At 60.6% G+C, this 11,773-nt stretch carries 10 protein-coding genes; 5 read left to right on the top strand and 5 right to left on the bottom strand.

The genetic code is table 11. From position 1 onward, the window contains the following. The first annotated feature begins 349 nt into the window (after positions 1–349). A complete protein-coding gene (locus tag HX807_RS19730; RefSeq protein WP_177050792.1) occupies positions 350–547 on the top strand; it encodes a hypothetical protein in 198 nt (65 codons plus the stop codon). 56 nt (positions 548–603) lie between these two features. On the opposite strand, the gene HX807_RS19725 is transcribed toward HX807_RS19730, so the two are convergent. After that, complete coding sequence (locus tag HX807_RS19725) at positions 604–1,164, bottom strand: fasciclin domain-containing protein (protein WP_177050790.1); 561 nt, start codon at positions 1,162–1,164, stop codon at positions 604–606. Positions 1,165–1,355: 191 nt separating this feature from the next. Between HX807_RS19725 and HX807_RS19720 the strand changes: the two genes are divergently transcribed. Then, positions 1,356–2,105 carry a hypothetical protein gene (locus HX807_RS19720; RefSeq protein WP_032898777.1) on the top strand — a complete coding sequence of 250 codons (750 nt, stop codon included), beginning with the start codon at positions 1,356–1,358 and terminating at the stop codon, positions 2,103–2,105. Between the two features lie 15 nt (positions 2,106–2,120). On the opposite strand, the gene HX807_RS19715 is transcribed toward HX807_RS19720, so the two are convergent. After that, entirely contained in the window at positions 2,121–3,383 is a 1,263-nt protein-coding gene (locus HX807_RS19715; protein ID WP_102604557.1) for an MFS transporter, read from the bottom strand. Positions 3,384–3,626: 243 nt separating this feature from the next. Between HX807_RS19715 and HX807_RS19710 the strand changes: the two genes are divergently transcribed. Both HX807_RS19710 and HX807_RS19705 read left to right on the top strand, forming a co-directional pair. Next, positions 3,627–4,754 carry an MFS transporter gene (locus tag HX807_RS19710; RefSeq protein WP_177050833.1) on the top strand — a complete coding sequence of 376 codons (1,128 nt, stop codon included), beginning with the start codon at positions 3,627–3,629 and terminating at the stop codon, positions 4,752–4,754. A 55-nt stretch (positions 4,755–4,809) separates the two neighbouring features. Further along, positions 4,810–5,907, top strand: coding sequence for a LacI family DNA-binding transcriptional regulator (locus HX807_RS19705; RefSeq protein WP_008431528.1), 1,098 nt, complete (start codon positions 4,810–4,812; stop codon positions 5,905–5,907). Between the two features lie 108 nt (positions 5,908–6,015). Here HX807_RS19705 and HX807_RS19700 read toward each other — a convergent pair whose 3' ends face one another. Genes HX807_RS19700 through HX807_RS19690 form a run of 3 tightly spaced genes read right to left on the bottom strand, consistent with a single transcriptional unit; the run spans position 6,016 to position 10,147 of the window. Next, entirely contained in the window at positions 6,016–7,626 is a 1,611-nt protein-coding gene (locus HX807_RS19700; RefSeq protein WP_102369430.1) for a GMC oxidoreductase, read from the bottom strand. Positions 7,627–7,643: 17 nt separating this feature from the next. Continuing rightward, positions 7,644–9,431 (bottom strand): thiamine pyrophosphate-binding protein, encoded by a 1,788-nt coding sequence (locus HX807_RS19695; protein ID WP_102604522.1) that lies wholly within the window; start codon positions 9,429–9,431, stop codon positions 7,644–7,646. Continuing rightward, positions 9,428–10,147 (bottom strand): ThuA domain-containing protein, encoded by a 720-nt coding sequence (locus HX807_RS19690; RefSeq protein ID WP_032898774.1) that lies wholly within the window; start codon positions 10,145–10,147, stop codon positions 9,428–9,430. The genes HX807_RS19695 and HX807_RS19690 overlap by 4 nt, the downstream gene beginning before the upstream one ends. Positions 10,148–10,435: 288 nt before the next feature. On the opposite strand from HX807_RS19690, the gene hisD reads away from it, so the two are divergent. Then, positions 10,436–11,719, top strand: coding sequence for a histidinol dehydrogenase (gene hisD / locus HX807_RS19685; protein WP_008431521.1), 1,284 nt, complete (start codon positions 10,436–10,438; stop codon positions 11,717–11,719). Positions 11,720–11,773: the final 54 nt, after the last annotated feature.

The raw sequence follows: 11,773 nt of genomic DNA, 5'->3' as shown, positions 1-11,773 counted from the left end.
CCGGACGCCAGTTCATGAGCTTCAGCTATAGCGTCAATGGGCAGCACTTTCACAAGTCTCTCAACGAGACGGTTGACGCTTGGTCAACGACGACGCTTCGTAAAGCCTCGAATGGTTTGCGAGTGGGAGACCCGGTGTCTGTCTGGTGTTCTCTCACCGACCCCGAGGTGTGTTGCATTGGCGAAAAACCAGCAGAGAAACCCGCGATCCTGCGGTGGATAGAGTCTCTCGGAGCGTTAGGGCCGTTATGAAATTGATCCCCACCGTTCGTCCATCGGCCGGCACTCGCGACACCGCATCGTTTCTCATGTTCAAGCACGGACATCCCGCGCTAGAACGGAGAGCCAGCATGGAAATTAACGAGAAGGCCCCTGGGAATGTATCCCAGCAAGGCGTAACGCGCGGTACAGACAATGAAACCGGGCATGATCCTCGGCGCGATCAACCTGAAGCGCCTCTACCACCGGACGATGATGCCCCTCTGGAAGAGGATATGTCGGATGTGGATGCGGCTGATTCTGTCGCGAGTGAACACCCCGAAAACTGAAGCATCCGAATCAGCCCGACGCACACTGCGTCGGGCTTTTCGGTGTCAAGCGACGATTACGGCATCAGCACCGAATCAACCACATGAATCACGCCATTGGACTGCATCACATCCGCAATGCTGATGCTGGCCTTGCCACCCTTGGCATCCACCAACCACAGTTTGCCGTCATGCAGCTTGATCGTCAGCGACTCACCCTGCACGGTTTTCAACATCACGGTACCGCCGTTCTTCTTGGCGTCGGCCATCAGTTGTGCAGAGGTATGAGTGCCAGCCACCACGTGATAGGTCAGGATTTTTGTGAGATCGGCTTTGTGCTCAGGTTTCACAAGCGTATCCACGGTGCCTGCGGGGAGCTTGGCGAAAGCTTCGTTGGTCGGTGCGAATACGGTGAACGGGCCTTTGCTGTTAAGGGTATCCACCAGTCCGGCTGCCTTGACCGCCGCCACCAGAGTGGTGTGGTCCTTTGAGTTGACTGCGTTTTCGACGATGGTTTTCGTCGGATACATCGCCGCGCCGCCCACCATTACGGTGTCGGTGGCAAAACTTAGGGATGTGGTGACGGAGAGGATCGTAAAGCAGGCAACGGCAGCAATTTTTTTGTAGATGGCGTGCATGATGTATCTCCTTGGTGCTTGTGCCCTCCGGGTGAGGGTATTGAATCTACGTACCAAGGATCAAAGTGGATGCACCTCTGGAAAAATTATTGGTTTGCCGCCCTCACTGCACTTTTTCCCGTTCTTCCGATCTATCTCTGTCCCGACCACACTAATTTCCGGCGTGGACAGCAGACCCAGACCTGGTGCCGATGGATCGCACGTTACCTGTTTTTATCACCCGATGGATGCGTCAGCCGCTGTGGCTGGCTGCGGTTTTGATGCTTTGCGCCAACGGTTGCAGCCAGCAGCAGGGGCGCGATATTGCCACGCAGTTCAGCAACGGCAAGCCCGACGAGTTCTTCCAGACCAGCGTTGATCGCATGGCCACCCTGAGCATGCGCGACAACCTGCAAAGCCTGTATCTGCTGATGAGCAAGCTCTACCTGCGCAACCCCAACCAGTGGCGTCAATCGGGTTACACCGACGCGGTGACCGCCGCCCGGCAAATCCGCCAGGCCATCGAACTTCGGCAACCGCTGCCTGCCCTGGGGGATCGTCGCGACCTGGCGGCGCTGAGCTATTCCCTGAGCCCGGAGTTTCGCGGCGACCGGGTAGGCGCCTTCATCTACGCGATCGGCAGCATGCTGGTGACGGCACACGGCGGGCGCACCGAGTTTTATATAACGGACTCGATCAACCCGCAGTTCGTCAGCAATGCCGCGCGCAATATCGAGAAGGCCACCTGGCTGCTCAGTCAGCGCCAGGATGCCAATGGCTCGCTGTTGCTGTTCTCCAACGAGATCTCGGAGGCGGGCAGCAACCTCAGCTTTGCCGTGGAGTTCGGCAAGATCGTCGCGCGCCTCGACCTGTTGACCCAGATGCTCGACGAACGCTACCGGCGCATCGGGCTCAACTACGCGCAAAGCTTGCTGCTGATGAATTTCCTGCCGGTGCAGTGACGATGCGGGCCTCCCTCACACCTCGGTTTGCGCTTTGCCGCGGGCAACGGTTTTCTTCGGCGCGCGCATCAGCAGTGGGCCGAACGTCGCGAGCAAACCGAGCATCACCAGCGGGAAGAACATCAGCTTGCTCAGGCCGAAGTTGCTGACGATGACGGTGATGACGGCGGGGCCCACCAGCATCCCGGAAAATCCGATGCAGTTGACGATGCCGATATTGCGCCCGGCATGTGCCGGGTCCCGGCGCCCGGCGGCGGAGATCATCAACGGTGCGATGCACGAAAGGCCGAGGCCAAACAGCGCGAAGCCGACAACGCCGGTCACGGCCGTACCGCCCAATATCGTGGTGATCATGCCGAGGACGCACAACGTACCGCATCCAAACACCACCTGCGCATTACCGAACGCAGCGGCCAGGCGGTCGCCAAAAAGGCGCCCCACGAATGACGCACCGACGAACAGTGAGACCGCCATGCCTGCGGTCGAGGTGGTGGTCGCGAACTCCCGGCGAATGTATTCCTGGCCCCAGTCGGCAATTGCGTTTTCGCCCATCATGCTGCCCAGCAGCAAGGTGCCGAGAGCGATCATCACCAGCAGCGTCTTGGCCGAAGGGCCCTTGCCGGTCTCGTCCCGGGACTGGGTGCCGGCTTGCCAGTCGTCGAGCTGGGCGTCGGGCACATCATGCTTGCCCAGCAACCATCGGCTGAACACACAGCCCAGAATAAACATCGCCAGGCCCAGTACGGTGTAAGGCACCAGCACGCTGTCGGTGTAGAACCGGGTCAGCCAACTGCATGCCATGCCCAGCAGGAAGCCGCCCAGGGAATAGAAGGCATGGAAGCCGGACATGATCGAGCGTCGATAAAACCGTTCAACCTGCACGCCGTGGGCATTCAAGGCGGTATCCAGGGCGCCGCGCAACAGCCCCAGCACAGAGCCGAAACACAGCGCAAACCAGAAACCGTTGACGAAGCCCAGCGGGATAATCGAAAGGGGATAGGCGAGGGCGCCAAGGGTAATTACCGGCTTGGCGCCGAAGGTGTCCAGCAGCCGCCCGACCAGCAGCGCACCGGCTGCGGAACCGACACCGACCCCGAGGGCAATCAGGCCGAAACTCGAGTCCCCGAGTTCTCCCGTCAGGCCAAGCTGGGTCCTGAACACGCTTACACCGGTGGACCAGATGTACATCATGGCGCCGATCATCATGAAGCCGAGAAAGGTGGCGATACGTGCCTTGCGAATACGCGGGGGGATCGGGGTTTTCTGGAAAGTGCTTATCACGCTGCATGGTCCCTTTTGTTTTTGTGGGGTGGTTATGCAATTTTGGGTTATACGAATAACCTTGCGGAAGTAAAACCTGCACCCTGTAGGCTGTCAATGCTTTATCAATCCAGAATATGTAACAGTAACAAGGCAGTGGCTGGCGCTTGAGTTTTAAGTTATACGTATAACTCCAACTGTTCAGGTATTGGGGTTTCCGTGTCGTCTCAAGAGTTGTTATTGCCGTGCTCCACGCCGCATATGTCGGCCTACCGCTTGACGTTTCTGCTGTCCGGCCTGTGCATGGGCGCCTGGGCGCCGCTGGTTCCCTATGCGCGCAGCCGGGCCGGGGTGGACGACGGCGCATTGGGCATCCTGTTGCTGTGCCTGGGCCTCGGCTCACTGGTGATGATGCCGCTGGCGGGCATCCTGAACGCCCGCAAAGGTTGCCGCTTTACCATGCACATCGGCATCGCCCTGGTGTTTCTGACGCTGCCTCTGCTGGCGACCACACATTCATTCTTGGGCTTGATGTTTGCCCTGACCGTGTTCGGTGCAGGGTGCGGCGCAGTGGATGTGACGATGAACGTACAGGGCGTGATGGTTGAGCGTGCGACCGGGCGGTCCTTGATGTCGGGTTTTCATGGCTTGTTCAGCCTGGGCACGATTGTCAGTGCGGCGGGGATCACCGCGCTGCTCTGGCTGGGCGCCACGCCGTTGCTGGCCAGCAGCGCGGTGATGACGGCACTGGCTGTGTTTGTCCTGAGTTACGGGCGCCATATGCTCGGGCGCAGCGGCGAAGAGGGCAGCCCGATCTTTGTGCGGCCCACGCGTAAAGTCCTGGTGCTGGGGGTGCTGTGCCTGTTCGCGTTCCTGGCCGAAGGTGCGATTCTCGACTGGAGCGCGGTGTTCCTGACCCAGGTGCGTGATGTCGAGCCTTCCATTGCAGGCCTGGGCTACGCCTGCTTCGCCGTGATGATGGCGTTGGGGCGCTTGAGTGGCGACCGGATTCTGCTCAGGCTCGGCGCCCGGCTGGTACTGGTGGGCGGTGGCCTGATTGTAATCCTGGGCTTTCTCACGGTGGTGCTCGCGACGAACTGGCAGGTGAACCTGGTGGGGTTTGCGGTCATCGGCATCGGTTTGGCCAACATCGCGCCGGTGTACCTGTCGCTGGCGGGCGCGCAAAAGACCATGCCGGGGGAACTGGCGATTGCCGCTGCCACCAGCCTCGGTTATCTGGGTATCCTGATGGGCCCGGCGGTGATCGGCTTGTTCGCCCACGCGACGAATCTATCCTGCGCGCTGCTGGCGGTTGCCTCGCTGATGGTCGCAATCATGTTCAGTGCCACACGACTGGTTCCGAAGGTTTCCCCTCAACGGGTACACTGAGCGCCTGTTTTTTCATGACCTCGCATGAGGTTTCAAAAGGATTGGGAAGCAAGCGATGGCCGTTTCAATGAAAGACGTAGCACTGGCGGCAGGGGTGTCCCAGCCTGCGGTGTCTTACGCCTACAACCGACCTTCCAAACTGTCCCCGGCCCAGCGCGAGCATATCCTCGAGGTGGCCGCTTCATTGGGCTACCCGGGCCCCAATGTGCTGGGCCGCAGCCTGCGCTCGGGCAAGATCGGCGCCATCGGGTTGATGATGATGGACAAGTTGTCCCTGGCCTTTGCCGACCCGTGCACCATCGCCATGCTGCGCGGCATCAGTGAAGTGGGCGAGTTGGAAAATGTCGCACTGACACTGTTTCCGCTCAACAACAACCGCCTGGTGGGCCGGGGCCCGGCGGCGAGCCACGGCAGCCTGGCCCTGCGCGGGCTAGTGGATGGCCTGATTATCTCGACCCTGCCCGATGATCACCCGGCGGTGCTGGCGGTGGTGAAGCACAGTATTCCGTTCGTGGTGATCGACTCGCCGCTGGTCGAGAATTCGTTTTTTGTCGGCATCGACGATCGCGGTGCGGCTCGCACGCAAATGCAGCATCTGCTGGACCTGGGCCACCGCAAGATCGGCGTCATCATTGACCGCCTCAACCCGGATGGTTACCGCGGCCCGATTGACCTGCAACGCTTCAAAAGTGCCAGTGAGCGGATTGTCCGCGAACGCCTCACCGGTTACGTGGAGGCGGCCACCGCCGCGGGCCTGGCGTTTGAAGACCTGAGCGTGATCGAGGCCGGTGGGCTGGATTCCACGTCCGGCCAGGCCGCAGCGTTCACATTGCTGACCTCCAACGACGTCACGGCAGTGGTGGCGTGCTCGGATGTGATGGCGATTGCCTGCATGAAAACCGCCCACGCCCTCAGTCGCCAAGTGCCGCAGACACTTTCGGTGATCGGCTTCGACGATATTCCCGAGGCGGTGCAGCTCGGGTTGACCACCATTGCCCAACCCATGGTGGAGAAGGGCGTGTACGCCGCACGCATGCTGACCGAGCAATTGAATGCCCCGGCTGATGCGCCGCTGGCGCCCGAGCAAAAGATTTTCGCCACCAAGCTGGTGGTGCGTACCTCGACCCGCAGTATCCAGCAGGCAGACGCCTGATCCCGTTGGTAAGGGATCGCTGTAGGAGCTGGCTTGCCTGCGATGGCATCGACTCAATACCACTGACAGACCGAGTCGACTGCATCGCAGGCAAGCCAGCTCCCACCTTTACCCGGGCTGCCCCTTGAAGTGTGCCGCTACTCTGAGGGCATTCGCCGCGATGGTCAGTGCCGGATTAACTGCCGCCGACGACGGGAAGAACGAGCTGTCCACCACCCATACATTCTCCAGGTCATGCAGCTTGCAGTTCAGGTCCAGCACGCTGGTGGTTGGGTCCTTGCCCATCACGGCAGTGCCGCACTGGTGGGAGTTCGTCGCGATGCCCATGCGCGCCTTGAGGATCAGCGGATACCCTGCATCACGCATGGTTTGGGTGGCCTTGCTCACCAGTCCTTCATGGGCCTTGAGGTTGTTCGGCGTCCAGTGAACCTTGATCGCACCGCGCTGCGTGTCGTAGGTGACGCGGTTGTCCTGGGTCGGCAGATCTTCCGAGGTCAGGTACAGGTCTACGCTGTGGTCAGTGATATAGCGTGAAGCGAATTTCGGCAGCCAGGGCCGCATGGCACTGATCATCGGCTCGCGGATTTTCCCCAGCATCTGCACGTTACCCAAGGGGAATGCGTTGTGCGGGCTGGCGCTGTACCAGTCGTTGATGGCCAGGGTTTTCTGGAAGGTCACGTTGTTCTTGCGTCGCGGGTCCACCGCCAGCATGAAGGTGCTGTTGTGCACCATGTAGTTACGCCCCAACTGCCCAGAGCTATTGCCCAGGCCATGAGGATGTTGAGCGTTCGCAGACTTGAACAGCAATGCCGCACTGTTGACTGCGCCGCACGCCAGCACGAAGCGTTTGGCACGCAGTGTCACCTCGCGTCCATCGAACAGACCCCGCGCTTGAGTCACGGTTTTGCCATCGTTATCGGTGTTCAGCTGCCTGATCGTGGTGCGAGTCATCAGCCGAATGCTGCCACTGCGCAGGGCGGGCCTGAGCGCAGAAACTTCAGCGTCGGCCTTGGCCTCCACCAGGCACGGATAGCCATCGCAGGTTGAGCACAATACGCAATCGCCGCCATCGCCATAGTCCACCGCCGCCGGCATCACGAACGGCTTGAGTCCGGCACGCTGCATGCTTTGCTCCAGCGCAACCAGGGCCGGGTCGTGCTTGAGTGCCGGTTGCGGGAAGGGTCCTGAACGCCAGGGTTCGCTTGGGTCAATGCCGGCCTGGCCATGCACGCGGTAGAGCTTTTCCGCTTCGGCGTACCAGGGTTCAAATTCGGCGTAGCTGACGGGCCACGCAGGCGACACGCCCTCGGCATGCTGGATCTCGCCAAAGTCCGCCTCGCGAAACCGTGGCAGCATGGCGCCGTAGAATTTGGTGTTGCCGCCGACGTAATAAAACACCCCCGGCGAAAATGCTTGGTTGGCCTGGTCCAGCCACGGTTCGGCATTGCGATAGCGTCCTTGGCCGAACACCGCTTCAGCGCTCCAGTTCTGGATTTCCCGGGGCAGGAAATCCCCTCGTTCGACGATCACAATATCCAGCCCGCTGTCACGCAGGGCATGGGCGAAGGTCGAACCGCCCATGCCCGAGCCGATAATCACCACGTCACAGTTGATCGTGCCATCTGCATCAGGTGTCACCACGTCGAGGGCGCGCGGTTCGCGCGGCGCCCCCGGTTGTGGATTCAGCTCTGCATGATGCGAAATCAATGCATCACTCATGTGAGCCGCTCCGGCATTTACAGGTGTTGTTCGGAATTACGGATTTGCCAGTACTCATCCTGGCGTTCGTCGGTGATGTATTCCGGAATCGGGAAGTCCCACCAGCCGGGCACCCAAGGGCCAGCCGCATCGCGGTCGGTGGGTACTTCGATCAGCACCGGCACATTCAAATCCAGCGCTTCCTGCAGGATAGGCTCAAGGTCTTCCGGGCGCTCCACACGGTAGGATTTGAGGCCGAAGGCTTCGCCCACCGCCTTGAAGTCCGGGCTGTAGGGCGTGCCGTCCGGGTGGTTGAATTCAGTGCCGATATGGCGGCTGGTCTGCTTGCGCTGGCCACCGCGAATCGACATGTAGCCGGCGTTGTTCTGGATCAGGAACACCACAGGGATATTGTTGGTCACGCAGATCGCAATTTCCTGGGAGGTCATCAGGAAATCGCCATCCCCGAGGATGCACACCACCGGCTGGTCAGGCGCCGCAAGCTTCGCACCGATGGCCGCAGGTACGGCCCAGCCCATGGACGAGAAGCCGCCGGAGGTCAGGTGGGTACGTGGCGTATAGACCGGGAAAGTCTGCTTGACCGCGCCCTGGGTGTTGCCCGAGCCAACCACCACGATGGTGTCCCGCGGGAACACTTTGCGCAGCGCGCCGAGGGGGCGTTGCGAGGTGAACGGAAAGCGATCGGAGTCACGACGGCCCGCCAGTTTGGTTTCCCATTCTTCCTGATAACCGCGCAGGTCGCTCAGGTACTCTTCGCGCTCAACCGTCTCGCCTTTCAGGCTTTCGACAATGGCGGCGAGGGCGTATTTGGCGTCGGCACAAATGCCCACGGTCACCGGGTAGTTCTTGCCGATTTCATGCGGGTCGATGTCGATGTGGATCAGCTTCGACGGCGGGATCGCGAAGGTCACGCCCTTGGCGTAGCTGGACGACGACCAGTCGGTGAAACGGCAGCCCACGGCGATGATCACGTCTGCGGTGGACGCGACTTTATTGCCGCATAGGGTGCCGGTCTGGCCGACACTGCCGGCGAACAACGGGTGATCTTCCGGGAAGCCGCTCTTGCCGTTCCAGGTGGTGACCACCGGGATCTTCCAGGCTTCGGCCAGGGCGAACAATTCCGCGCTGGCTTCGCCGGTAATCACGCCGCCGCCGATCACCAGCACCGGGCGCTTGCTCAGTTTCAGCTCTTCCACTGCGCGTGCGGTGGCTGCCGGGTCCGGGAAGCATTTGCCGATCGGGGTGCGCTCTTCGAGGGCATGCAGGGTCACTTCAGCGGCCTCGGCCTGCACATCCATCGGGATTTCCAGGTGCACCGGCCCGGGGCGTCCGGTGACCATTGCGCTCCAGGCGCGGTGCATCATGAACGGCAACTCTTCAACACGGGTCGCCACCCAATGACGCTTGGTCACGGCCTCGGCGATTTTCGGGAAGTCGTTGTCGGTGTAGCGCTCCAGCTCCTGCAGCAAGCCATGGCCACGCATGTGGGTGGGTGGCCCGCCGGTGATCAGCATCAGGCTGGTGGAGTCGGTAAACGCGGTGGCCATGCCGATTACCGTGTTGGCGGCGCCGGCACCGATGGACGTCACTGCCGCCATCGGCTTGCCGCTCACCCGGTAGTAACCGTCGGCGAGGTGCACCGCGCTCTGCTCATGGAACACCTGGATGAACTTGAGCTTGGAGTCTTCTTCGAGGAAGGCGTCGGTCAGGGTCCAGATACCGTGGCCGGGAATACCGGCGACGTATTCGACGCCATAGTTTTTCAGGGTTTGAGCCACGATCTGGCTGCCGGTCAATTTAGTCATGACAGGACTCCTTGGGTTGATGAAACGGAGGGGGTTGCCTCGGCGGTACTGGCTGCACGCCCGCGTGTCGCCCAGTTCAGGCCTTGCTTGGTCAGGCGGCGGATATTCGGGTCGGCGAGGTTGCTGGTGTCGTGCCCGATGGAGTGATAGAACACCCGCCCCTGGCCCCACTGGCGCACCCACGCCACCGGGCTGCGATGGCCGTTGAGCCAGGGGAAGGGGTTGCCGTCGAAGGTGGTTTCAGCCAGCACATGAATGTTCGGGTCGACCTGCATGTAGTACTGCTCGGACCGTACCTCGAAATCCTCGACGCCCTGGGTCACCTCGTGGCTGTGGTCGATGACGTTGACCTGGTACGGGTGGGGAAAGCCTTCGCCCATCGGGTGTTCGAGGAATGAGCCGCCGAGCACCCAGTGATATTTGAGGCTGGCGCGAAACGCCGCGCCTGCGCCGTGCCAACCCACCAGGCCGGTGCCGCTTTCGATCGCTTCCAGCAGGCGGTTTTCCTGGGACGCGGTGAGCGTCTCGGTAGTGACGGCGTTGTTCCAGCCGATCACGATCAGGTCATAACCGGTCAAGTCCCTGTCCAGTGTGAAGATGTCGGTGGACTCTTCGACCTCGAAATCCAGTTCCTGGAAAACGGTGCGCGCCCATGCCGCAATTTCGTAGGGGAAATGGCCGGGCCAGCCACCGAATAGATACAAGACTCGACTCACGGTTGATCACCTCTTTACGTTGGGTGTGATTGTTAGGTTATACGTATAACCGCTTATTTAACCTATCACTCCGAATCCCTAAGTCAATGGGGCTTACATGTTTTTCATCGGGGGTTATACGAATAACGTCAGCAGCCCGCCGCAGTGCTTCAACACTGCGTCTGTGTTGCGTCAGGTTGCGTCACCAATAGGGAGGCTGCGAAATTGCCCGGGGCAGGGGGGTAGGAAAAGATGGTTGCCAATGCCGGGGGCATGTCGCGTGCCCTCAAGAACCACCTGGAGCCACTGATGATTCGTTACCTGAAAACGCCTAAACCGGTCGAAGCCCAAGCCGAGATTGCCGCCCAAGTCCGCGATACCGTTGAGCGCATCATCGCCAACGTCGCCCGTAACGGCGATGCGGCCGTACGTGAATACTCGAAGCAGTTTGATCAGTGGTCGCCTGTATCTTTCCGGCTGAGCGACGAAGAAATTGCCGCCTGCGTGGCGAGCCTGTCCGAGCAGGAAATCGGCGATATCACCTTTGCCCAGGCCCAGGTCCGGCGCTTCGCCGAGGTGCAAAAAGCCTCGATGCACGATGTGGAAGTCGAGACCTTGCCTGGCGTGATCCTTGGGCATCGCAATATTCCGGTGAACTCGGTGGCTTGCTACATTCCGGGCGGCAAGTACCCGTTGCTGGCGTCGGCGCATATGAGCGTGCTGACGGCCAAGGTGGCCGGGGTGAAGCGCGTTGTTGCGGCCGCGCCGCCGTTTGATGGCAAGCCTCATCCGGCCATTGTGACGGCGATGTATTTGGCGGGTGCCGATGAGATCTATTGCGTGGGCGGGGTGCAGGCGATTGCTGCGTTTGCGTTGGGCACCGATACGTTCAAGCCGGTGGATATGATCGTTGGGCCGGGTAATGCGTATGTGGCCGAGGCCAAGCGTCAGTTGTTCGGCAAGATTGGTATCGACTTGATTGCCGGGCCTACAGAGACACTGGTGATTGCTGATGACAGCAGCGATGTTGAAATCATCGCTGCCGATTTGTTGGGGCAGGCGGAGCATGGGGTTAATTCGCCTGCGGTGTTTTTGACGAACAGTGCGGAGTTGGCGCAAACCCTGCCGGCGGAGATCGAGCGGCAGTTGGCGATCCTGTCCACCGCACCGGTTGCTTCTGTCGCCTGGCGCGACTATGGCGAAATCATCCTGTGCGACAGCGTCGACGAGCTGGTGCAGGAAGCCGATCGCATCGCCTCCGAGCACGTGCAGGTGATGACCCGCGATCCGTTGTATTTCCTGGAGCACATGACCAATTACGGCGCGTTGTTCCTTGGTGAGCGCACCAACGTTTCCTATGGCGATAAGGTGATTGGGACCAACCACACATTGCCTACCACCGGGACTGCGCGGTACACCGGCGGGCTGTGGGTCGGCAAGTTCATCAAGACGTGCACGTATCAGCGGGTGCTGACGGATGAGGCTTCGGTGTTGGTAGGGGAATACTGCTCGCGGCTTTGCGGGATGGAAGGGTTTGCGGGGCACAAGGAGCAGGCGGATATTCGGATTCGTCGTTACAAGAAGCACGGTTGAGGGTACATATCCGTTATTTGGGTGATGGCTGAGATTGGTTCCGCTCTTACAGCG

Source organism: Pseudomonas sp. D8002 (genome assembly GCF_013385695.1).
GTDB lineage: Bacteria > Pseudomonadota > Gammaproteobacteria > Pseudomonadales > Pseudomonadaceae > Aquipseudomonas.
Note: the sequence above shows the minus strand (reverse complement) of the source record. Positions and strands in the feature narration are given on the sequence as shown.

Coding starts and splice junctions, on each gene's coding strand:
- HX807_RS19730 (WP_177050792.1), top strand. CDS start 350: ATGGAAATTAACGAGAAGGCCCCTGGGAATGTATCCCAGCAAGGCGTA.
- HX807_RS19725 (WP_177050790.1), bottom strand. CDS start 1,164: ATGCACGCCATCTACAAAAAAATTGCTGCCGTTGCCTGCTTTACGATC.
- HX807_RS19720 (WP_032898777.1), top strand. CDS start 1,356: ATGGATCGCACGTTACCTGTTTTTATCACCCGATGGATGCGTCAGCCG.
- HX807_RS19710 (WP_177050833.1), top strand. CDS start 3,627: ATGTCGGCCTACCGCTTGACGTTTCTGCTGTCCGGCCTGTGCATGGGC.
- HX807_RS19705 (WP_008431528.1), top strand. CDS start 4,810: ATGGCCGTTTCAATGAAAGACGTAGCACTGGCGGCAGGGGTGTCCCAG.
- HX807_RS19700 (WP_102369430.1), bottom strand. CDS start 7,626: ATGAGTGATGCATTGATTTCGCATCATGCAGAGCTGAATCCACAACCG.
- HX807_RS19695 (WP_102604522.1), bottom strand. CDS start 9,431: ATGACTAAATTGACCGGCAGCCAGATCGTGGCTCAAACCCTGAAAAAC.
- hisD (WP_008431521.1), top strand. CDS start 10,436: ATGATTCGTTACCTGAAAACGCCTAAACCGGTCGAAGCCCAAGCCGAG.